The sequence below is a fragment of the Streptomyces sp. NPDC111744 genome, assembly GCF_055634995.1.
The window spans coordinates 128,727-149,368 of record NZ_JBVKCG010000006.1 but is presented as its reverse complement, the minus strand read 5'-3'; the positions used below and the strand labels follow the sequence as shown (position 1 = coordinate 149,368).

The window sequence follows — 20,642 nt, the reverse complement described above, 5'->3', positions numbered from 1 at the left end:
ACGCACCGTCGCCGGTACGTCACCGTCCGTGCGCTACGCCGAGGCGCGCGCCTTGCGGTAGAGCACCGCGCCCGCGAGCAGCGCGCCGGCGCCCGCCGGGAGCGCGAGACCCATCGGCAGGTAACTGCCGGTGTGCGCGAGCTGCGCGGCCGCGACGGGCTGGGTCACCGAGGGGCTGCCCAGCGGGTCGACGTGGGTGGAGCCGTGGGTGCCGGTCGCGACGGTCCGGCCCCCGGAGTGACCGGACGGCGTACCCGGCATTCCCGGGTGCCGGCCGGGGTTGCCCGGGTGACCCGGCTGGCCCGGAGTCCCGGGGTGCCCCGGCTTCCCGGGCGGGTTGCCGTGCCCTCCGTGCCCGGGAGGCGTCCCGTGTCCGGGCGGCTGCGTGGGGTGACAGTCACCGGAGCCACCGGAATGTCCGGAACTCCCCTCGTTCGCGCACTCGTCGCCCACGGCGGCGTTGCCGATCCCGATGACGTCGACGCTGTTGCCGCACACGTTGACCGGAACGTCGATCGGCACCTGCACGGTGTTGCCCGAACCGACACCGGGCGAGCCGGCGGTGTGGCCCCCGGCGTGCGAACCGCCGTGCCCTCCGGTGTGGCCGTGGCCCGCGGAAGCACCGCCCCCGCCACCGTGGTTGGCGCACTTGTTGCCCATCGCCGGGTTGAGGAGGCCGACGACGTTCACGGTGTTGCCGCAGACGTTCACCGGCACATGCACCGGCGCCTGCACGGTGTTGCCGGAGAGCACACCGGGTGAGTCGGTGGCGGAGCCGATGGCTCCCGAGTCGGCGTGGGCGTAGCCGCCCGCCGCGGCGATCACACCGGTCGCCGCGGCCACTGTCATGAGGCCCTTGCGGGTGCCCTGTCGCATTTCCGAATTCCCCCCTGCCTTGGATCCTGACCATTGCATTCCTCGCGGAAAGAGCCCGCGAAAACCGGTCGGCCCCGGAGCGCATGGCGCGCGCTCCGGGGCCGACGGAAAGACGCCCCTCAGGGAGTCGGCGTCACTTGTTGATGCAGGTGTTGCCGAAGGCGGGATTCAGCAGCCCGATCACCGAGATCGTGTTGCCGCAGACGTTCACCGGGACGTGCACGGGAACCTGGATCACGTTGCCGGAGACGACACCCGGGGAACCCACGGCAGCGCCCTGGGCACCCGAGTCGGCGACGGCCAGGCCCGCACCCGCGAGAACCAGACCACCAGTGGCAGCCGCAGCAGCGACGACCTTCTTGAGCATTATTCCTCCTTGTTGGCAATGCGATCCCAAGTAGCGGATCGCATCACCTGTAACGAGGAGGGAGTAATGGAGCTACGAGCTTATCGTCGCATTCACTCTTTTCAGTTCATCTCGTACAGCCGCCCGATTAGCTGAAGCCACTGCTTCACGACGCGTCGATGAATCGGTCAAGCACCCGCACACCGAACTGCAGACCGTCCACCGGCACCCGCTCGTCCACCCCGTGGAACATGCCCGCGAAGTCCAGCTCCGGCGGCAGCTTGAGCGGTGCGAAGCCGAAGCCGCGGATGCCGAGGTCGTCGAAGGACTTGGCGTCGGTGCCGCCGGAGAGCATGTAGGGGATCGCCTTGGCGGTGGGGTCCTCGGCGAGCAGCGAGGACTGCATGGCCTCCACCAGCGCCCCGTCGAAGGACGTCTCCAGCGCCTTGTCGGAGTGCACGTCCTCGCGGACCACGTTCGGGCCGAGGATCCGGTCGAGGTCGGCGAGGAACTCCTCCTCGTGGCCGGGCAGGAAGCGGCCGTCCACGTGCGCGGTGGCCTCGCCGGGGATGACGTTGACCTTGTAACCGGCGTTCAGCTGGGTGGGGTTGGCGGTGTTGCTCAGGGTCGCGCCGATGAGCTTGGCGATGCCGCCGAGCCGGGCCAGCGTCGACTCCATGTCCTCCGGGTCGAGTTCGGTGCCGAGCGCGTCGCCCAGTTCGTCGAGGAAGGCCCGGGTGGTCTTGGTGACACGCACCGGGAACCGGTGCCGGCCGAGCCGGGCCACGGCCTCCGACAGCTCGGTGATCGCGTTGTCACGGTGGATCATCGAGCCGTGCCCGGCGGTGCCGGCCACCTTCAGCTTCATCCAGTGCATGCCCTTCTCGGCCGTCTGGATCAGATAGAGCCGCCGCTGCTCGTTCACCGTGAAGGAGAAGCCGCCCACCTCGCTGATCGCCTCGGTGACGCCCTCGAAGAGGTCGGGGTGCCGGTCGACCAGGTGCCGGGCGCCCCAGGTGCCGCCGGCCTCCTCGTCGGCGAGGAACGCGAGCACGATGTCCCGGGGCGGCTTCCGGCCGCTGCGCAGCCGGTCCCGTACGACCGCCAGGGTCATCGCGTCCATGTCCTTCATGTCGACCGCGCCCCGGCCCCACACGCACCCGTCCGCGATCTCGCCGGAGAACGGGTGATGGGTCCAGTCGTCGGCGTTTGCCGGTACGACGTCGAGGTGGCCGTGGATCAGCAGGGCGGGCCGGGTCGGGTCCGCGCCCTCGATGCGGGCCACCGTCGAGGCGCGGCCCGGATGCGACTCGAAGATCTCCGGTTGCAGCCCGACCTCGGCCAGCTTCCCGGCCACCCACTCGGCGGCCTTGCGCTCGCCCGGCCCGGAGTGGTCGCCGTAGTTGCTGGTGTCGAAGCGGATCAGCTCGCGGCAGAGGTCCACGACCTCGTCCTCGCCGGTGACGCTCCTGGCCGTGTCCGTCTCGCTCACGCTGCTTCCCTCCGCTGTCACTGCCGGGCGGTCCCTGTCATCGTCTGTCATCCTCTCTCCCTTCCCGCTCCGAGCCCAAGACCGGTCCCGGTCCGTCACACGCCGTTCACGCCCGTCCGTCGCTGGAACGGGGTGTGATCGGCCACCTCCGAAAGCCTGGTAATGTTTCCTTCGTCGCCGCGAGGGAAGCCCCGCGCGACAGACACCTTGTCCGGGTGGCGGAATGGCAGACGCGCTAGCTTGAGGTGCTAGTGCCCTTTATCGGGCGTGGGGGTTCAAGTCCCCCCTCGGACACTACCAAGAAACCCCTGCTGAGCAGGGGTTTCTTGGTTTTCGGGGAGGCGTTCGGTCAGCCGAGGCGGCCTATTCGGCCGTTCCCGGGGGTCACCGCCGAGGTGAACGCGGAGAGTGCCGCTCGGCCCAGCAGCAGCGCGGGCCCGCAGGGCCGCTTGCTGTCGCGGACGGCCACCGTCGCCCCGTCGACGATCCCGCATTCCACGCAATCGGACTGTGATGCGGACGCCGAGGACTTCCACCAGGTCACCGGCAGAGTCGACGCGTCGTCAACGTGCTTCATTCGCTATTCGTTCTTCCTTATCTGGGTGATCAGTTCCACCGACGCCTCGACGGACTCGGCGGCAGACGTGAGGCGTTGCCACGCGGCCCGGTGCGTGGAGACCCGATCACGTTCCTCGATGTACAGGGCGGAGGTCAGCCCTTCCTGGTGGACGACGTCCAGGTCCGTGTGCGGGCCGAAGCCCAGGATGCTGAAGGTGCCGGTCAGCCCGGCGTGCAGGGGGGCGTCCGAGCGCAACACCTGGATGTTGATGTTCGGGCGCCGCCCCATCGTAAGCAGGCGCCCCAACTGCTCGTACATCAGGGCGGGATCTTCGGTGGTGCAGCGCAGGGCCTGTTCGGAGATGATCGCCCAGAGCGCCAGCGGATCGCTGTCGCGGGTGAGGACGGCCTGGCGTGCCAGCCGCACCTCGACCAGCGCGTCGACCCGTGCCTCGACCGCCTCGGACATGGCGGTCGCCCGGATGATCTCGCGGGCGTACTCGGCGGTCTGGAGCAAACCGGGAATCATTCCCAACTGCCAGGTGGAGACCGTCTCCGCCTCGGCCTCCAGACTGATCAGGTCCTCGTACACCGGTGTGAGGACACCCCGGTACGAGTGCCACCAGTCACGGCGGCCACCCTCCTTGGTGAGTGTGATCAGGGCCGCGCGCAGTTCGTCGCTCACGTCGCGGCCGAGTGCGGTGTACAGGTCGAGCAGCGACTGGATGTCCGCTGCCTTGGGGGCGGTCTTGCCGGTCTCCATCCGCGACAGCTTCGAGGAGACGAACGCGCCTTCGGAGTGCTCCGCCACCTCGTCGAGGGTGAGTTCGCCGCGCAGCTCGCGCAGCTTCGCACCGAGCCGTCGCCGACGCACCGTGGGCGTGCTCACGGCTTCCCCCTTCTGTCTGAACTGCCCGACAGTCTGCCGTGCCGCCCCAACCCTCGCCACCGGCTGCCGGCTTGTGCCGCAAGTCTCTCGCAGAGGTGCGCAATTTTTCACATCCTGCGGGACGTATTGCTATCGACTGTGCCGTGAAGGCACCATGAATCCGGGAAATACGAAAGTGACCGCACTCGCATGGCGAACTACCGTGCCTGCGTTGGGACATGCCCGTGAGGGGATCTACATGATCGAACGCCAGCGGAGCACCACGACCGAAGCCCGTGCACTGCAAGTCGCCCCGTCGCCCGTCCTGTTACTGGCGAGCGAGCCCCAGTCGGCCAGGGCGGCACGGATGTTCGTGAGCGACTTCATCACCCATCACGCCCCGGACGCCTCCCGTGACCATATCGACGCCGTCGCCCTGGTCGCCTGCGAGCTGGTCACCAACTCCCTGCGTTACGAGACCGACCCGGACGACCCGGTCCGACTCCTGATCGACACCGACGGCTCCCGGACCCGGGTCGAGGTGCACGATCCGCTGAACCACCACCCCCGGCTGCGGCCCATCTCCGTCGAACGCGACCGCGGGCGCGGTCTGCTGATCCTGGACGCGCTGTGCTCGGGCCGCTGGGGCGTGGGCAACCTGCCCTGGGGCAAGTCCATCTGGGCCGAGGTCAGTGCCGCCTGACCGTACTGCCCCACGGCGACGGGCCCGTGGAGTTGGCCCGTCTCACGCAGTGTTGGCGTTTCTTACGCAGTGTTGGCCCGCCTCACGCTGTGTGTCTCATCTCTCGCCAGGCCCGGAGAAGGCCTGGTCAGAGATGACTTAAGATTCAACCGACTGCCCCGAACGGCCGCCTCCAGGTGGCCACAAGATGAACGGGAACCTAGCGTCGTACTAATATTTCCGGCTTGTCACCTAGCCGGAGCCGGATAACCCCAGGCAGACCTGAGGGCCCGCCGGCGCCCCGGGGGTTCCGGGAACGAGACGCGAGGACCGGATGGCAGCCATTGACGAGAGCCGTGCTCTCGGCCTGCTCGACGAAGAGATCCGCGAGGAGTTCGGGGACACGGCACGATTCTCGGCGGGAGCGGCAGCGTCGCCGCGCACGCTCGTGGACGTATTCGAAGCAACGGTGCGGGCCCACCCGGACGAGCTCGCACTGGACGACGGCAGCACCCAGCTGACGTACCGCGCGGTCGCGGTCGAGGTGGAGCGGCTGCGGCGGCGGCTCGCCGAGGCCGGGGTCGGGCTCGGCGACCGCGTGGGCGTCCGGGTGCCGTCCGGGACCAACGATCTGTACATCGCCGTGCTCGGCGTGCTCGCGGCCGGTGCCGCCTACGTCCCCGTGGACGCCGAGGACCCGGACGAGCGGGCCGCGCTGGTGTTCGGGGAGGCGGAGGTCGCGGCCGTCCTCGGCGAGGGCCTGCACATCGATGTCCGCCGCGCGGAGGCCCGTACCACGGGACGCCCCGGCACCGAGCACGACGCCTGGATCATCTTCACCTCCGGCTCCACCGGCAAGCCCAAGGGCGTCGCCGTCACCCACCGCAGCGCCGCCGCCTTCGTGGACGCCGAGGCCGCGCTGTTCCTGACCGAGGAGCCGATCGGCCCGGGCGACCGGGTCATGGCGGGTCTCTCGGTGGCCTTCGACGCCTCCTGCGAGGAGATGTGGCTGGCCTGGCGCTACGGCGCCTGCCTGGTGCCGGTGCCCCGCTCCCAGGTCCGCAGCGGCGCCGATCTCGGCCCCTGGCTGGTCGAGCAGGAGATCACCGTCGTCTCGACCGTGCCGACCCTGGCCGCGCTCTGGGAGCCCGAGACCCTCAACGACGTCCGCCTGCTGATCTTCGGCGGTGAGGCCTGCCCGCCCGAGCTGGCGCAGCGGCTGGTGACCGAGGGCCGCGAGGTCTGGAACACCTACGGGCCCACCGAGGCCACCGTCGTGGCCTGTGCCGCGCTGATGACCGGCGAGGAGCCGATCCGTATCGGGCTGCCGCTGAACGGCTGGGAGCTCGCCGTCGTGGACGACGCGGGCGTGCCCGTGCCCCTGGGCGAGAGCGGCCAGCTGGTGATCGGCGGGGTCGGCCTGGCCCGGTACCTCGACGCCGGGAAGGACGCGGAGAAGTACGCACCGCTTCGGTCTCTGGGCTGGGAGCGGGCGTACCGCAGCGGTGACCTGGTGCGCGCCGACCGCGAGGGGCTGGTGTTCCTCGGGCGCGCCGACGAGCAGATCAAGCTCGGCGGCCGCCGTATCGAGCTCGGCGAGGTCGACGCGGCCCTCCAGGCGCTCACCGGCGTCGCGGGCGCTGCGGCGGCCGTACGGACCGCGCGCGGCGGCAACCAGCTGCTCGTCGGTTATGTGGTCACCCAGGACGGCTGGGACCACGCGGCCGCAGTCGAGAAGCTGCGCGCCGAGCTGCCCGCGGCCCTCGTCCCGCTGCTCGCGCCTGTCGAGGAGCTGCCCACCCGTACCTCGGGCAAGGTCGACCGCAACGCCCTGCCCTGGCCCCTGGAAGGCCTGGAGACGGCCGGCAAGGCGGAGCAGCTGTACGGCACCGAGGCCTGGCTCGCCGAGCAGTGGACCGAGGTCCTCGGCATCCCGGTGACCGGCGCCTGTGACGACTTCTTCGCGATCGGCGGCGGCAGCCTGTCCGCCGCCCAGCTCACCACCCGGCTGCGCACCCGCTACCCGAGCGCGGCCGTACTCGACGTCTACCAGCAGCCCGTGCTGCGCAAGCTGGCCCGCCATCTGGAGGAGTCCGCGCAGGACGACAGCGCGCAGCGGACGATCGCGCCCGTGCCGCGCGCCGCCCAGCTGGTGCAGCTGATGGTGCTGCTTCCGCTCTTCACCCTCCTCGGCCTGCGCTGGACGGTCCCCCTGGCCGCGCTCGGCAATGTGCTGGGCGGCTACGGCTGGCTGCCCACCGCGCCCTGGTGGCTGGTCGCCGTCGGGGCCCTGGTCCTGTACACCCCGCCCGGCCGGATCGCGATCGCCGCCGGTGGCGCGCGGCTGCTGCTGCGGGGCGTGAAGCCCGGCCGGTACCCGCGCGGTGGCTCGGTCCATCTGCGGCTGTGGACGGCGGAGCGGCTGGCCGAGTTCACCGGTGCGACCACGCTGACCGGGTCCTGGCTGGAGCGGTACGCGCGGGCGCTCGGCGCCAAGATCGGTCCCGAGGTGGACCTGCACTCGCTGCCGCCGGTCACCGGCCTGCTCAGGGTGGGGCGCGGCGCGGCCGTGGAGTCCGAGGTGGACCTGTCCGGTCACTGGCTGGACGGTGACCGGCTGGTGATCGGCCCGGTCAGGATCGGCGCCCACGCGGTCGTCGGGACGCGCGGCATCCTCTTCCCGGGCGCCCGCGTCGGCAAGCGCGCCGAGGTGGCCCCCGGCTCGGCGGTCACCGGGCAGATCCCGACCGGCCAGCGCTGGGCCGGCGCCCCGGCGGTCAAGCTGGGCAAGGCCAAGCGGAACTGGCCCAAGCAGCGGCCGCAGCGCGGCACCTACTGGCGGGTGATGTACGGCCTGACGGGCCTCGCGCTCAGTGCGCTGCCGGTGCTGGCGGGTGCCGCCGCACTGCTGGTCGCCGGGCGTTTCGTGGCCCCCGGGGACGGCCTGGCCGAGGCCCTGCGGGGCGCGGCGGTCGCGCTGGTACCGGCCACGCTGGCCTTCGGGATCGTGTACGCGCTGCTGATCCTGGTCGCCGTACGGCTGCTGAGCCTGGGCCTCAGGGTCGGCACGCATCCGACGCACAGCCGGATCGGCTGGCAGGCCTGGACGGTCTCCCAGTTGATGGACCGCGCCCGCGACACCCTGTTCCCGCTGTACGCCGGTCTGGTCACGCCCGTCTGGCTGCGGCTGCTCGGGATGCGGATCGGCAAGGGTGCCGAGGTGTCGACCGTGCTCGCGCTGCCGAGCCTGACGACGGTCGGCGAGGGCGCGTTCCTGGCCGACGACACGCTGACCGCGCCGTACGAACTCGGTGGCGGCTGGATGCGGATCGGGCGTGCGGAGATCGGGCGGCGGGCGTTCCTCGGGAACTCCGGGATGACCGCGCCGGGCCGCAGCGTGCCGGACGGCGGTCTGGTGGGGGTGCTGTCGGCGACGCCGAAGAAGGCCAAGAAGGGCACGTCGTATCTGGGGTTGCCGCCGGTGAAACTGCCGCGCAGTGCGTCGGACGGCGACCAGAGCCGCACCTACGAGCCCCCCGCGCGGCTGCTGTGGGCGCGCGGTCTGGTGGAGCTGTGCAGGATCGTGCCGGTGCTGTGCTCGGTGGCGCTGGCCGGGCTCACGGTCGCCGCGCTGTGCGCGCTGGGGGCCTGGGCGCCGGTGCTCTCCGGGCTGGTGCTGCTCGCCGCCGGTGCGGTCGCGGGCCTGGTGTCGGTTCTGGCCAAGTGGCTGCTGGTCGGGCGGCACCGCAGTGGGGAGCACCCGCTGTGGAGCTCGTTCGTGTGGCGCAACGAGCTGGCGGACACCTTCGTCGAGGTGCTGGCGGTGCCGTGGCTGGCCGGTTCGGTTCCGGGTACTCCGGTGCTGACGGCCTGGTTGCGCGGCCTCGGCGCGCGGCTCGGCAAGGGCGTCTGGGTGGAGAGCTACTGGCTTCCGGAGACCGATCTGGTGACCCTGGAGGACGCGGCCACCGTGAACCGCGGCTGTGTCCTGCAGACTCACCTCTTCCACGACCGGATCTTGCGGACGGATACTGTGGTTCTCCGTGAGGGCGCCACACTGGGCCCTGGCGGGATCGTGCTGCCCGGCAGCACGATCGGGGCCCGTACCACCCTGGGTCCCGCGTCGCTCGTCATGGCGGCGGAGTCGGTCCCCGACGACACCCGCTGGCTCGGCAACCCGATCGAGGCATGGCGTCCCTGAGCGCGGGCCGTTCGGTGGCCGCGGGCGGCATCGGTGCACCGAGGGACGGTTCGAGCAAGGCGCAGGGAGCGAACACGGAAGTGGCAGTGCAGCAGGCAGCGGGTCCGGACCCGTACTTCCCGGACAACGGCGATCCCCGGTACCGGGTGCATCGCTATGAGCTCACGCTGGACTACCGGCCCGACCCCAACCGACTGGCCGGCTCGGTCCGGATCAACGCCATAGCGGGCCGGGCGGCGCTGTCCGAGTTCCAGCTGAACCTGGCCGACTTCAAGATCGGCCGGATCCGGGTGGACGGCCGCCAGCCGCACTGGACCCACCGGGGCGGCAGGCTGCGGGTGAAGCCCGCCAAGCCGCTGCGGGCCGGGGCCGCGTTCACCGTGGAGATCCACTGGTCGGGCAACCCCAGGCCGGTGAACAGCCCCTGGGGCGGGATCGGCTGGGAGGAGCTGACGGACGGCGCGCTGGTGGCGAGCCAGCCGATCGGCGCGCCCTCCTGGTTCCCGTGCAACGACCGGCCGGCCGACAAGGCGTCCTACCTGATCTCGCTCACCTGCCCGTCGGCCTACTCGGTGGTGTCCGGCGGCAAGCTGCTCACCCGTACCACCAAGGCGTCCACGACGACCTGGGTGTACGAGCAGGCGGCTCCGACGTCGAGCTATCTGGTGGGCCTCGCGATCGGCAAGTTCCAGACGGTGCTCCTTGGCGACCCGGGCTTCGGCGGGATTCCGATGCACGGGCACATACCCGCGCATCTGCTGCCCGAGTTCTCACGGGACTTCGCACGGCAGCCCGCCATGATGGACCTGTTCCAACGGCTGTTCGGGCCCTACCCGTTCGAGGAGTACGCCGTCGTCGTCACCGACGAGGAGTTCGATGTCCCCGTCGAGGCACAGGGGTTGTCGCTGTTCGGCGTCAACCACGTGGACGGGGCGCGGGGTTCGGAGCGGCTGGTGGCGCACGAGTTGGCACACCAGTGGTTCGGCAACAGCGTGTCCATCGCGGACTGGCGGCACATCTGGCTGAACGAGGGGCTCGCCAAATACGCGGAGTGGCTGTGGTCCGAGCGGTCCGGCGGGCGCAGCGCCCAGCAACTGGCGGCTGTGGCACACCGGTTGCTGTCCGGGCTGCCGCAGGACATCCGGATCGCCGACCCGGGCCGCAAGGCGATGTTCGACGACCGGCTCTACGAGCGCGGCGGGGTCACGATCCACGCGGTCCGCTGCGCACTCGGCGACGAGCGGTTCTTCCACATGCTGCGGGCGTGGGCGGGGCTGCACCGGGGCGGCACCGTGACAACCGCCATGTTCACGGCCCACGTCAACCGGTTCGCGGACGAGCCGCTGGACGGCCTCTTCGACGCCTGGGTGCACGGCGCGGCGCTGCCCGCGCTGCCGACCCCGGCCGTACCGGCACGTCCGCCGCAGCCGCCCACCAACGCCGAGTCGGCATAGGGGGCGGCCGCGTCCCGGTCGAAGTCCTCGAAGTCCTCGAAGTCCTCGAAGTCCTCGAAGTCCCGCCCCCCTCGGCTCGTGCGGGAGAGCGGGCTCTGAGCGCCCAGGATTGGATCCCATGTCCCGACGTACCTCGCAGTCCCGGCGGCAGCACGGCTCCGCCCCGGATCACCATCCCTCCTGCCCCTGCGGTCTGCCGCAGTCGTACGACGAGTGCTGTGGCCGGTACCACTCCGGTGCTGCCGCGCCGACCGCCGAGGCGCTGATGCGGTCGCGGTACAGCGCGTTCGTGGTGGAGGACTCGGCGTACCTGTTGCGTACCTGGCATCCACGGACACGGCCCGCGCGGCTCGACCTCGACCCGGGGATGCGCTGGACCGGCCTGGAGATCCTGGGCACGGGTGACGGGTCCGCGTTCCACTCCACCGGGACGGTGGAGTTCCGGGCGTCGTACCGGGGTGGGACCCTGCACGAACTCAGCCGTTTCGAGCGTGTCGACGGGGCCTGGGTGTATCTGGACGGTGACTTCCTGGCCTAGGCCTGTCCTAGGGCGCCAGGATGTCCAGTTCCTGGAGGGCGCCCACCGTGATCTCGCGGGTCAGTCGCTCCGCGCGGGCCGCGTCGCCCTCCCGTACCGCCTCGGCGACCTGGACGTGGAGGGTGACGGCGGCCGGGTCGGGGTCCTCGAACATCACCTCGTGGTGGGTACGGCCCGCGAGGACCTCGGCGACGACATCGCCGAGCCGGGCGAACATCTCGTTGCCGGACGCGTTGAGGATCACCCGGTGGAACGCCATGTCGTGGACGAGGTACTGCTCCAGCCGGTGGCCGCGTGAATTGGCCACCATGCCGAGCGCGCACTCGGTGAGCTCGGCGCACTGCTCCGCCGTGGCGCTCTTCGCCGCCAGGTGCGCGGCCACCGGCTCGATGGCCGAGCGCAGCACGGTCAGCGAGCGCAGCTGGTGGGGGCGGTCGGCGCCGGCCAGCCGCCAGCGGATGACCTGCGGGTCGTAGACGTTCCACTCGGCCTTCGGACGGACCGTCACGCCGACCCGGCGGCGGGACTCGACCAGGTGCATGGACTCCAGGACCCGGACCGCCTCGCGCATCACGGAGCGTGACACCTCGAAGTGCTGGGCGAGTTCGTCCGTGCGCAGGACGCTGCCCGGCGGGTACTCGCCGGCGGTGATCGCGGGGCCGAGGCTGTCCAGTACGCGGCCGTGCAGCCCCCGGCCCATGGTGCTCATGCACTCAGCGTACCGAGTGGATCACAGAGCCAAAAAGTCAGACTTATTTGTCACAGACTCTTGAATTCGTCGTACCTAATGGGTTTCAGTGAGGCCGACACCGGACGTCGTACGCCGGTGTCTCTCGTTGAGGAATCCCGAGGAAGACAGCGAGGCAGTGATGCGGACCCCCCACGTCGTCGTGGTGATGGGCGTCGCCGGCACGGGCAAGACCACGATCGGTCCCCTGCTCGCCGCCCGGCTCGGCGTCCCGTACGCCGAGGGCGACGACTTCCACCCGCCGGCCAACATCGCCAAGATGTCGGCCGGCCACCCGCTCGAGGACGCCGACCGGTGGCCGTGGCTGGACGCCATCGGCTCGTGGGCGCACGGGCGGGAGGGGCTGGGCGGGGTGGTCAGCAGCTCCGCGCTGAAGCGGGCGTACCGGGACCGGCTCCGCGCCGCCGCCCCGGGCATCGTCTTCGTGCACCTCACCGGTGACCGGAAGCTCATCGAGGACCGGATGTCGCACCGGCAGGGTCACTTCATGCCGACCGCGCTGCTGGACTCCCAGTTCGCCACGCTCCAGCCGCTGGACGCGGACGAGCCGGGTGTCGCCGTGGACGTCACCGGCAGCCCCGAGGAGATCACCGCACGGGCCGTGCGGGCGCTGGCCGCGCTGCCCGACCTCACCCCGCAGTAACACTCCCCTTTTTGTCCCCGTAGCTGCAAGGAACCCCCGTGACCAGACTCAGCGTCGAGATGCTGGCAGCGGACGCCGTCGCGCCCATCACCTCGGCCGGACATGCCCAGCTCGGCATCGCCGTCCTTGCGGGCATCGCCGTCATCGTCCTGCTCATCACCAAGTTCAAGCTTCACGCCTTCCTGGCGCTGACCATCGGCTCGCTCGCGCTCGGCGCGTTCGCCGGGGCGCCGCTGGACAAGGTCATCACCAGCTTCACCACCGGCCTCGGCTCCACGGTCGCCGGCGTCGGTGTGCTGATCACCCTCGGCGCGATCCTCGGCAAGCTGCTCGCCGACTCCGGCGGCGCCGACCAGATCGTCGACACCATCCTCGCCAAGGCCGGCGGCCGGGCCATGCCGTGGGCGATGGTCCTGATCGCCTCCGTGATCGGACTGCCGCTGTTCTTCGAGGTCGGCATCGTGCTGCTGATCCCCGTGGTGCTGATGGTCGCCAAACGCGGCAACTACTCCCTGATGCGCATCGGCATTCCGGCGCTGGCCGGGCTCTCCGTGATGCACGGTCTGGTGCCGCCGCACCCCGGCCCGCTGGTCGCGATCGACGCGGTCGGCGCCAACCTGGGCGTGACCCTGGCCCTCGGCGTCCTGGTCGCCATACCGACCGTGATCATCGCCGGTCCGCTGCTCTCCAAGGTCGCCGCCCGCTGGGTGGACGTCCCGGCCCCCGACCGGATGCTCCCCGAGCGCCCCTCGGAGGAGCTGGAGCGGCGCCCCGGCTTCGGCGCCACCCTCGCCACAATCCTGCTCCCCGTGGTCCTGATGCTGGCCAAGGCGCTGGTGGACATCGTCGTCGACAACCCCGCCCACACCGTCCAGCGTGTCTTCGACGTCATCGGCTCCCCGCTGATCGCCCTGCTCGCGGCCGTGATCGTCGGCTTCTTCGCGCTGGGCCGACCGGCCGGGTTCTCCAAGGGGCGGCTCCAGCAGACGGTCGAGAAGGGCCTGATGCCCATCGCGGGCATCCTGCTCATCGTCGGCGCGGGTGGTGGCTTCAAGCAGACGCTGATCGACTGCGGTGTCGGCCAGATGATCCTGGAGATCTCCAAGGACTGGTCGATCCCTGCGCTGCTGCTGGCCTGGCTGATCGCGGTGGCGATCCGGCTGGCGACGGGCTCGGCGACGGTGGCGACCGTCTCGGCGGCGGGCCTGGTGGCCCCGCTGGCGGCGGACATGTCGACGGCCCACACGGCTCTGCTGGTCCTGGCCATCGGCGCCGGTTCGCTCTTCTTCAGCCATGTCAACGACGCCGGGTTCTGGCTGGTCAAGGAGTACTTCGGGCTGAGCGTCGGGCAGACCGTCAAGACCTGGTCGATCATGGAGACGATCATCTCGGTGGTCGCGGGCGGCCTGGTCCTCCTCCTCTCCCTCATCATCTAGGCGGGGCTACGACGGTGACGGCTCATCCCCTCTTCGACATCGGCGGCCGGACCGCCCTGGTCACCGGGTCCAGCCGGGGCATCGGCCTCGCGCTGGCCCGGGGGCTGGCGGAGGCCGGCTGCACGGTGGTCCTCAACGGCCGGGACCCGGACCGGCTGGCCGAGGCGGCGGCCGGGATCCCCGGCGCCCGTACGGCCGTGTTCGACGTGACCGACGGCCCGGCCGTGGCCGCCGGCATCGCGGACGTCGAGGAGCGGGTGGGCCCCCTCGACATCCTGGTCAACAACGCGGGCATGCAACTGCGCGCCCCACTCCTGGATTTCACGGACACGGACTGGCACCGGATCCTGAACACCAACCTGACCAGCGCGTTCCTGGTGGGCCGGGAGGCCGCCCGGTGCATGACGGCCCGCGGCCACGGCAAGATCGTCAACATCTGCTCGCTGCAGAGCGAGGTGGTGCGCCCCGGTATCGCGCCGTACGCGGCGACCAAGGGCGCGCTGAAGATGCTCACCAAGGGCATGTGCGCAGACTGGGGCCCGCACGGCGTCCAGGTCAACGGCCTCGGCCCGGGCTATATCGAGACCGAGTTGACCCGGCCCCTCGTCGACGACGAGGAGTTCAGCGCCTGGGTGCGCCGCCGCACCCCGGCCGGCCGCTGGGGCCGTACGGAGGACCTGGTGGGCGGGGTGCTGTTCCTGGCCTCCCCCGCCGCCGACTTCGTGAGCGGACAGGTGCTGTACGTCGACGGCGGGATGACGAGCGTGCTCTGAAGGGGGCTGTTCGGATGCTGGCTTGTGTGATCCACGGCCGGGGTGACCTGCGGGTGACGGAGCTTCCGGTCCCTGACCCCGGCCCCGGCGAGGCCCTGGTCGCCGTCCGCTACGGCGGTGTCTGCGGCTCCGACCTGCACTACTGGCGGCACGGCGGGGTCGGTGACTTCCGGCTGCGGGAGCCGATGGTGCTGGGCCACGAGGTGGTGGGTACGGCCGGCACCGGACCGCTCGCCGGTCTGCCCGTCGCGGTGCATCCGGCTACTCCGTGCGGGGTCTGCCCGGAGTGCGCGGACGGCCGCCGCAACGTCTGCAGGGACACCCGCTACCTGGGCAGTGCGGCACGTTTCCCGCACGTCCAGGGCGGGTTCGCGGCGCGCCTTGCCGTACCGGCGGAGCAGTTGCGGCCGCTGCCGGAGGGCCTCCCCCTTCGGCGGGCGGCGCTGGCCGAGCCGCTCTCGGTCGCGCTGCACGCGGTGCGGCGGGCCGGGACGGTCGCCGGGAGACATGTGCTGGTGACCGGCGCCGGGCCGATCGGCTGCCTTGTGGTGGCCGCGCTGCGGGCGGCCGGGGCGGCCCGGATCACGGTGACCGACCTGCTCCCGGAGGCGTTGCGCTACGCGACGGTCGCGGGCGCGGACACGGTCGTACGGGCCGACGATCCCGCGGACGCGAGGTGGCCCGCCGAGGTGGACGCGGCCGTCGAGGCGTCGGGGGTGGCGGCGGGTCTGGACGCCTGCCTGCGGCTGGTGCGGCGTGGTGGTGTCGTCGTCCAGCTGGGCATGCTGCCGCCGGGGCCTTCACCCTTCGCCGGGAACCTGGTGGTGACGCGGGAGATCGAGCTGCGCGGGGCGTTCCGCTTCGACGGGGAGTTCGACGAGGCGCTGGAGCTGCTGGCGCGGGAGCCGGTGTTCGACGGGCTGGTCAGCGCGGTGGTGCCGGTGCGGGAGGCCGAGGGCGCGTTCGCGCTGGCGGCCGACCGGGACCGGTCGTGCAAGGTGCTGCTGGACTTCGAGGGTCAGGGTCAGGACGGGTCAGGGCCGCCACAGCCGGTGCTCGCGCTTCGCCCACTCCCTGCTCACCGAGCCCGTCCGCAGGCCCCGTCTGGCCTCCGGGTCGGCCATGGCCATCCCGATGTGGCCTGCCAGGACGACGCCGATCGTCAGGGCCAGCCAGTCGTGGACGAAGGTGGCCGAGGTGCGCCACATCAGCGGGGTGAGGTGGGTGAACCACATCAGCAGGCCGGTGGCGAGCATGACCAGGGTCGCGCCGGCGATCCAGTTCGCGTAGATCTTCTGGCCGGCGTTGAACTTGCCCGCCGGGCGTGAGGACGGACGTTTGTCGCGGCTCAGGGCGGCACGCAGCCAGAGCCTGTCGTGGGGGCCGAAGCGGTTCAGGAAGCCGAGGTCCCTGCGGAAGGCGCGGGAGGCGAGCCCGAGGACGACCGGGACGGGGAGGGCCAGACCCGCGCACTCGTGGATGCGGACGACCAGTTCGCGGCGGCCCACCAGGACCGCCAGCTGCGGGATGTAGAGGCAGGCGGCGGTCAGCACGCAGATGCCCATCAGTGCGGCCGTCGTGCGGTGGATCCAGCGCTCGGCGGGGGTGAAGCGGTGCAGCCGGTCCGTGGCGGCCGGTGCCTCAGTTCGTAGGCTCATCGTCGCGTCCGTTCGAGCGGCCGACCCAGGCGTCGACGTCGTAGCCGAGGTTCTCCCAGTATCCGGGCTGCACCTTGTCGGTCACCGTGATGCCGGAGAGCCACTTGGCCGATTTGTAGAAGTACATGGGGGCGACGTAGAGGCGGACCGGGCCGCCGTGGTCGTGGCCGATGGCCTTGTCCTGCATGCGCAGCGCGACCAGGATGTCCGGCCGCCGCGCCTGGTCGAGGGTGAGGCTCTCGGTGTACGCGCCGTCGAAGCAGGTGAAGCGGATCGCCTTCGCGGTGCTGCGCACTCCCGCCAGGTCCAGGAGATGGGAGAGGCGGACCCCCTCGAACGGAGTGTCCGGAACCCGCCAGCCGGTCACGCACTGGACGTCCTTGACCAGCCGGGTCTGCGGCAGGGCGCGCAGGTCGGCCAGGCTGTAGGTGCGCGGTTCGTCGACCAGGCCGTCGATCTTCAGCTGGTAGTCCGCGGCGGTCTTGTCCGGCACCGAACCGGTCACCGAGTAGTAGCGGAAGCCGCCACCGTTCGGGAGCAGGCCGGTCAGGCCCGTGGGGTCCTTGCCGGAGAAGGTGCCCAGGACCGTCTCGGTGGCGCGTTGCAGCACCGGCGCGGTCACGACACCGAGGGCACCCAGGCCGATGGTGCCGAGGAACACCCGGCGGCCGACCGGCCGGCCCTCCTCGGATTGTTCAGAGTTCACGTACGCATTCGAACACTCCCGGGGCGGCCCCGGCCAGGAAATCCCGCGGCCGTAAGAAATCCACAATCTCTTCTCATCAACCGCCGAGCGCGCGCTCCCGGGCCGCCCGGAACGCCTCGCACGGGTCTCGGTCCGGGTAGGACCAGGGGGTCCGGGTGGCATGGCGTCCGATGCGCTGGAACAGGGCCGCGGCCTCGGCGTACCGGCCGGCACCGGAGGTGGCGTGCGCGAGGTGGTTGAGGTCGACATGGCGGCGCGGGTGCTCCTCGATCCCCCACTCCAGCCACCAGTCGAAGGCCGCGCTCAGGGCTCGCCGGGCGGACGGCTCGGCCCAGTGGCCGGCGGCGGCCGGGTCGGCGGGCGCCCGGCCGGTGGCGGCGAGCACGCGGTGCCGCTCGGTGTACGCGACGACGGGAAGCACGGCGAGCGGGGAGTCGGCCGGGGCCTCGGCGGCCGTGCGTTCCGCGAAGGCGCACAGTTCGTACGTCCCCTCGGTCTCGGTCTCCGCGATGTGGGCGGCCATCAGGTGGTGGGCGTGGTGGTGCTCGGGGTGGCGGCCGCGCACCTCGTCGAACATGCGGCGCGTCTCGTCGTCGGTACCGAGGTGGCGGGCCAGCAGGAGGAGGCCGAGCCAGGGGGTGGGGTCGGCCGGGGCGAGCGCGGCGGCGCCGGTGCAGGCCTCGCGGGCCCGGTCGGGGGTTTCCTTGCCGCGCAGGGCGTGCCGGACCAGGGCCAGGGCGTGGAGGGTGGCGGCACCGGCGGAGCCGGGCTCGGCGAGCAGCCACTCGCGGGCCCAGGCGCTGGCGTAGGGCTCGCGGGCGAGGACGGTGGCCCGGTGGCCCCGGCGGTCCCAGTCGTCACCCGTGTGGAGCAGCAGGGAGCGGGCGCACTGCCAGCGGCCCTGAGCCAACGCGGCTCGCGCGGAGATGAGTTCGGCGTCGTCGAGGGCGTCGTCGGGACAGTGTTCGCACCCGGGGTGCGCTGTCGCGCGGGGACCTTCGGCGACGGCCCGGCCTGGGCCTAAGAGGGGCGGGGTTGGGGGCACCGCGGAACTTCCTGGTTGTCGGGCTGCCATCGGCCGATCACGCACAGCAAACCCTCAGCCAAGACTTTGCGTCAAGCTGTACAGGGCTCGTACCCCGTTCAACCACCCTGAACAGAGCGGAACTTGACGCGCGCGGGGGGCCGCCTGGCGTACCGTGGCCGTGGTTCTCCGGGTTCCGGCTGTGGCGTACGCCATGGCGCGGGCCGCCCGGGCGTCGGACCATGGCCGTACGGTCCCGCCGCCCTGATCCACCCGCCATGATCGGGCTCGGGCACCGTGACCGAGTCAACTGCCCGGTTCCGGGTACTCCCGGGGCAACACCCATCCGGGAGCGCTACAGTCGGCCACTACGCACCCCGTAGCCCGGCCGCATGATCGAGGTACGCAGCGTGTCCGTTCTGGTTCTGATTCTCGCCGTGAGTGCGGCCTGTTGCCTCGGCTTCGGGTTCGTGCTCCAGCAGAACGTCGCCCAGAAGGCCCCGCTCAGCGACTTCCTCTCGCCCCGGCTGCTGCTCGACCTGATGAGGGTGCCCCGCTGGCTCGGCGGTATCGGCCTGATGGTGGCCGGCATGATCCTCGGCGCGATCGCCCTCGGCAAGGGCGAGATCTCGCTGGTCGAACCCCTGCTGGCGACGAACCTGCTCTTCGCTCTCGCGCTCTCCCGGCACCAGACCAAGCACCCCCTGAGCCACCAGGGCTGGGCGGGCCTGGTTCTGCTCGCGGGCGGTGTCACCACGTTCATCCTGGCGGGCGAGCCCCGCGGCGGTCATGCCATCGTCAACCCGCTGCGCCACTGGCTGATCATCGGCGTGGTGGTCGGCATCGCCCTGCTGCTCACCACCTGCGCCAAGCGGTCCCGCCTCAGCGCGGGGCCGACCCTGCTCGCCCTCGCCGCCGGCCTGCTGTACGGCGTACAGGACGCGCTGACCCGGGTCACCGGCACCCGCTTCTCCGAGGGCGGCATCACCGAGGTACTGACCGGTTGGCAGCCGTACGGCGTACTGGTGCTGGGGGTCACCGGGCTGATCCTCGTGCAGAGCGCGTTCGAGACGGCGGAGCTGCGCATGTCGCTGCCCGCGCTCACCGCGGCCCAGCCGCTCGCCGGGATCCTGTGCGGCGTCGGCTTCCTCGGGGACCGGCTGCGCACCGACACCGGGGCGCTGGCCTGGGAGGCGGCGGGGCTCGCGGCGATCGTGGCGGGCATCGTCCTGCTCGGGCTGCATCCCGCGATGCCGCGCGGTGCGGCGCCGAAGGAGCCCTCACTGGACCTCCAGCCGCGCTGACGCCCCGGCCCGTCGTCCTGCTTGGATGTCGGTATGAGCGCTGCTGACGAAATCCTCGACATCGTCGACGAGCACGACCGGGTGATCGGACAGTCCCCACGCGGTGAGGCGTACGCCCAGGGCCTGCGCCACCGCTGCGCCTTCATCCTGGCCCGTGACGCCGCCGGCCGCGTCTTCGTCCACCGCCGCACCCCGACCAAGCTGGTCTTCCCGTCCCTGTACGACATGTTCGTCGGGGGCGTGGTGGGCGCGGGCGAGTCCTACGACGACGCGGCCCTGCGCGAGGCGGAGGAGGAGCTGGGCGTCACCGGGCTGCCGCAGCCGACGTACCTCTTCAAGTTCCGGTACGACGACGGTGACGGCCACAGCTGGTGGTCGGCGGTGTACGAGGTCCGCTGTGAACTGCCGGTACGGCCGCAGGTGGAGGAGGTGGCCTGGCACGACTTCCTGACGGAGGAGGAACTGGCATCGCGGCTCGGGGAGTGGGAGTGGGTACCGGACGGCTTGGCGGCGTGGGAGCGGCTGCGGGAGTGGCGGGGCTGAGGTGGGGTTGGCCGCCTACCGCAGCTGAGTAGCCGAACCGTCGGCCCTCCCCACCCCCGGTAGGCTTCCTGCACGTGATCGAATTCGCGCGGAACGTCCGTTTGTGGTTCGCACCCGAACAGGTGCGCCGAGAGGGAACGACCCCCGACTACCGTTTCTCCCTCGCCAACGAGCGGACCTTTCTGGCCTGGCTGCGCACCGCCCTCGCCCTGATCGGCGGCGGATTCGCCGTGGACCAGTTCCTGCCCGACCTCCGCTGGGCCTGGCGCGTAGGTCTCGCGCTCGCACTCCTCGCCGCCGGCGTGCTGTGCTCCCTGCGGGCCGTGAACCACTGGATGCGCTGCGAGCGGGCGATGCGGCGCGGCGAGGACCTGCCGGTCTCCCGGTTCCCGGCGCTGCTCAGCGTGGTCGTCGCGGTCGTCGCCGTGGCGATGGTCATCGTGGTACTCGTCGGGTGGGAAGGATGACGGCACCGGCCCGTGACCCTGGGCTCCAGCCGGAGCGGACCCGGCTGGCCTGGCGTCGTACGACGCTGTCGGCGACCGTCGCCGCCGTACTCGCCGCGAAGACCGCCCTGCACGGCAGCGCCTCGGCGGGCGGAGTGCTGGCCTGCGCGGCCTGCTGCGTCCTGTGGCTGGGCTTCCTCCTGATCGCCAACCACCGTATCCGCGCCCTCGCGGCCACCGACCGCCCCTCGGCCCTGACCCCACGGCAGGCGACCGCGGCAGTACTGTGCACGGTCGCCGTCGCCCTCTGCGCCGCAGCACTGGTCGTATAGGCCACCTGCTGGGC

Annotated in this window: 20 protein-coding genes, 1 tRNA gene and 1 pseudogene; 13 read left to right on the top strand and 9 right to left on the bottom strand. The window is 71.4% G+C overall.

The window, feature by feature from the left end:
• Window positions 1-33: 33 nt before the first annotated feature.
• From ACZ7OO_RS15750 to ACZ7OO_RS15740, 3 genes are all read right to left on the bottom strand, one after another.
• Window positions 34-876: a chaplin gene (locus ACZ7OO_RS15750; RefSeq protein ID WP_471505133.1), complete on the bottom strand. Its 843-nt coding sequence runs from the start codon at window positions 874-876 to the stop codon at window positions 34-36.
• Between the two features lie 133 nt (window positions 877-1,009).
• Window positions 1,010-1,243, bottom strand: coding sequence for a chaplin ChpH (gene chpH, locus ACZ7OO_RS15745; protein ID WP_123978334.1), 234 nt, complete (start codon window positions 1,241-1,243; stop codon window positions 1,010-1,012).
• A gap of 145 nt (window positions 1,244-1,388) precedes the next feature.
• Window positions 1,389-2,714 carry a M20/M25/M40 family metallo-hydrolase gene (locus ACZ7OO_RS15740; protein ID WP_471505132.1) on the bottom strand — a complete coding sequence of 442 codons (1,326 nt, stop codon included), beginning with the start codon at window positions 2,712-2,714 and terminating at the stop codon, window positions 1,389-1,391.
• A gap of 209 nt (window positions 2,715-2,923) precedes the next feature.
• Between ACZ7OO_RS15740 and ACZ7OO_RS15735 the strand changes: the two genes are divergently transcribed.
• A tRNA-Leu gene (locus tag ACZ7OO_RS15735) sits at window positions 2,924-3,008 on the top strand.
• Window positions 3,009-3,063: 55 nt separating this feature from the next.
• On the opposite strand, the gene ACZ7OO_RS15730 is transcribed toward ACZ7OO_RS15735, so the two are convergent.
• Both ACZ7OO_RS15730 and ACZ7OO_RS15725 read right to left on the bottom strand, forming a co-directional pair.
• On the bottom strand, window positions 3,064-3,291 hold the full coding sequence (locus ACZ7OO_RS15730; protein WP_352220057.1) for a DUF397 domain-containing protein: 228 nt from the start codon (window positions 3,289-3,291) through the stop codon (window positions 3,064-3,066).
• A gap of 3 nt (window positions 3,292-3,294) precedes the next feature.
• A complete protein-coding gene (locus tag ACZ7OO_RS15725) occupies window positions 3,295-4,161 on the bottom strand; it encodes a helix-turn-helix domain-containing protein (RefSeq protein WP_471505130.1) in 867 nt (288 codons plus the stop codon).
• Window positions 4,162-4,372: 211 nt separating this feature from the next.
• On the opposite strand from ACZ7OO_RS15725, the gene ACZ7OO_RS15720 reads away from it, so the two are divergent.
• From ACZ7OO_RS15720 to ACZ7OO_RS15705, 4 genes are all read left to right on the top strand, one after another.
• Window positions 4,373-4,843 (top strand): ATP-binding protein, encoded by a 471-nt coding sequence (locus ACZ7OO_RS15720; RefSeq protein ID WP_471505128.1) that lies wholly within the window; start codon window positions 4,373-4,375, stop codon window positions 4,841-4,843.
• A 313-nt stretch (window positions 4,844-5,156) separates the two neighbouring features.
• Complete coding sequence (locus tag ACZ7OO_RS15715) at window positions 5,157-9,023, top strand: Pls/PosA family non-ribosomal peptide synthetase (protein ID WP_471505127.1); 3,867 nt, start codon at window positions 5,157-5,159, stop codon at window positions 9,021-9,023.
• An 80-nt stretch (window positions 9,024-9,103) separates the two neighbouring features.
• A complete protein-coding gene (locus tag ACZ7OO_RS15710) occupies window positions 9,104-10,477 on the top strand; it encodes a M1 family metallopeptidase (protein ID WP_471505556.1) in 1,374 nt (457 codons plus the stop codon).
• 118 nt (window positions 10,478-10,595) lie between these two features.
• A complete protein-coding gene (locus tag ACZ7OO_RS15705; protein ID WP_471505125.1) occupies window positions 10,596-11,015 on the top strand; it encodes a YchJ family protein in 420 nt (139 codons plus the stop codon).
• 7 nt (window positions 11,016-11,022) lie between these two features.
• Here ACZ7OO_RS15705 and ACZ7OO_RS15700 read toward each other — a convergent pair whose 3' ends face one another.
• Window positions 11,023-11,724 carry a FadR/GntR family transcriptional regulator gene (locus tag ACZ7OO_RS15700; RefSeq protein WP_471505123.1) on the bottom strand — a complete coding sequence of 234 codons (702 nt, stop codon included), beginning with the start codon at window positions 11,722-11,724 and terminating at the stop codon, window positions 11,023-11,025.
• Between the two features lie 160 nt (window positions 11,725-11,884).
• Here ACZ7OO_RS15700 and ACZ7OO_RS15695 point away from each other — a divergent pair, with 160 nt between their 5' ends.
• From ACZ7OO_RS15695 to ACZ7OO_RS15680, 4 genes and pseudogenes are all read left to right on the top strand, one after another.
• Window positions 11,885-12,406 carry a gluconokinase gene (locus ACZ7OO_RS15695; RefSeq protein ID WP_471505121.1) on the top strand — a complete coding sequence of 174 codons (522 nt, stop codon included), beginning with the start codon at window positions 11,885-11,887 and terminating at the stop codon, window positions 12,404-12,406.
• Between the two features lie 38 nt (window positions 12,407-12,444).
• Entirely contained in the window at window positions 12,445-13,842 is a 1,398-nt protein-coding gene (locus ACZ7OO_RS15690) for a GntT/GntP/DsdX family permease (RefSeq protein WP_471505119.1), read from the top strand.
• Window positions 13,843-13,856: 14 nt separating this feature from the next.
• Window positions 13,857-14,615: an SDR family oxidoreductase gene (locus tag ACZ7OO_RS15685; RefSeq protein WP_471505117.1), complete on the top strand. Its 759-nt coding sequence runs from the start codon at window positions 13,857-13,859 to the stop codon at window positions 14,613-14,615.
• Window positions 14,616-14,629: 14 nt separating this feature from the next.
• Window positions 14,630-15,628 (top strand): annotated as a pseudogene (locus ACZ7OO_RS15680) (L-idonate 5-dehydrogenase); the annotation flags it as partial.
• Window positions 15,629-15,649: 21 nt separating this feature from the next.
• Here ACZ7OO_RS15680 and ACZ7OO_RS15675 read toward each other — a convergent pair.
• The 3 genes from ACZ7OO_RS15675 to ACZ7OO_RS15665 form a co-directional block, all read right to left on the bottom strand.
• Window positions 15,650-16,273, bottom strand: coding sequence for a cytochrome b/b6 domain-containing protein (locus ACZ7OO_RS15675; RefSeq protein WP_352220067.1), 624 nt, complete (start codon window positions 16,271-16,273; stop codon window positions 15,650-15,652).
• On the bottom strand, window positions 16,257-16,979 hold the full coding sequence (locus tag ACZ7OO_RS15670) for a molybdopterin-dependent oxidoreductase (RefSeq protein WP_471505116.1): 723 nt from the start codon (window positions 16,977-16,979) through the stop codon (window positions 16,257-16,259). The genes ACZ7OO_RS15675 and ACZ7OO_RS15670 overlap by 17 nt, the downstream gene beginning before the upstream one ends.
• A gap of 76 nt (window positions 16,980-17,055) precedes the next feature.
• Entirely contained in the window at window positions 17,056-18,024 is a 969-nt protein-coding gene (locus ACZ7OO_RS15665; protein WP_471505114.1) for a hypothetical protein, read from the bottom strand.
• Window positions 18,025-18,413: 389 nt separating this feature from the next.
• Here ACZ7OO_RS15665 and ACZ7OO_RS15660 point away from each other — a divergent pair, with 389 nt between their 5' ends.
• The 4 genes from ACZ7OO_RS15660 to ACZ7OO_RS15645 all read left to right on the top strand — a co-directional run bounded on the left by ACZ7OO_RS15660 (window position 18,414) and on the right by ACZ7OO_RS15645 (window position 20,628).
• Entirely contained in the window at window positions 18,414-19,307 is an 894-nt protein-coding gene (locus tag ACZ7OO_RS15660) for a DMT family transporter (RefSeq protein WP_471505113.1), read from the top strand.
• Window positions 19,308-19,340: 33 nt separating this feature from the next.
• Window positions 19,341-19,850, top strand: a complete 510-nt coding sequence (locus ACZ7OO_RS15655; protein ID WP_471505111.1) for an NUDIX hydrolase — start codon at window positions 19,341-19,343, stop codon at window positions 19,848-19,850.
• Between the two features lie 74 nt (window positions 19,851-19,924).
• The gene (locus ACZ7OO_RS15650) at window positions 19,925-20,317 is read left to right on the top strand and encodes a YidH family protein (protein WP_352220072.1); all 393 of its coding nucleotides are present in this window, start codon (window positions 19,925-19,927) and stop codon (window positions 20,315-20,317) included.
• Window positions 20,314-20,628, top strand: coding sequence for a DUF202 domain-containing protein (locus tag ACZ7OO_RS15645; RefSeq protein ID WP_471505109.1), 315 nt, complete (start codon window positions 20,314-20,316; stop codon window positions 20,626-20,628). The genes ACZ7OO_RS15650 and ACZ7OO_RS15645 overlap by 4 nt, the downstream gene beginning before the upstream one ends.
• Window positions 20,629-20,642 lie beyond the last annotated feature (14 nt).

What these genes read in the sequence shown, in the direction of transcription:
- ACZ7OO_RS15700 (WP_471505123.1), bottom strand. Translation starts at nt 11,724, where the DNA reads ATGAGCACCATGGGCCGGGGGCTGCACGGCCGCGTACTGGACAGCCTC.
- ACZ7OO_RS15695 (WP_471505121.1), top strand. Translation starts at nt 11,885, where the DNA reads ATGCGGACCCCCCACGTCGTCGTGGTGATGGGCGTCGCCGGCACGGGC.
- ACZ7OO_RS15705 (WP_471505125.1), top strand. Translation starts at nt 10,596, where the DNA reads ATGTCCCGACGTACCTCGCAGTCCCGGCGGCAGCACGGCTCCGCCCCG.
- ACZ7OO_RS15750 (WP_471505133.1), bottom strand. Translation starts at nt 876, where the DNA reads ATGCGACAGGGCACCCGCAAGGGCCTCATGACAGTGGCCGCGGCGACC.
- chpH (WP_123978334.1), bottom strand. Translation starts at nt 1,243, where the DNA reads ATGCTCAAGAAGGTCGTCGCTGCTGCGGCTGCCACTGGTGGTCTGGTT.
- ACZ7OO_RS15655 (WP_471505111.1), top strand. Translation starts at nt 19,341, where the DNA reads ATGAGCGCTGCTGACGAAATCCTCGACATCGTCGACGAGCACGACCGG.
- ACZ7OO_RS15730 (WP_352220057.1), bottom strand. Translation starts at nt 3,291, where the DNA reads ATGAAGCACGTTGACGACGCGTCGACTCTGCCGGTGACCTGGTGGAAG.
- ACZ7OO_RS15715 (WP_471505127.1), top strand. Translation starts at nt 5,157, where the DNA reads ATGGCAGCCATTGACGAGAGCCGTGCTCTCGGCCTGCTCGACGAAGAG.
- ACZ7OO_RS15645 (WP_471505109.1), top strand. Translation starts at nt 20,314, where the DNA reads ATGACGGCACCGGCCCGTGACCCTGGGCTCCAGCCGGAGCGGACCCGG.
- ACZ7OO_RS15675 (WP_352220067.1), bottom strand. Translation starts at nt 16,273, where the DNA reads ATGAGCCTACGAACTGAGGCACCGGCCGCCACGGACCGGCTGCACCGC.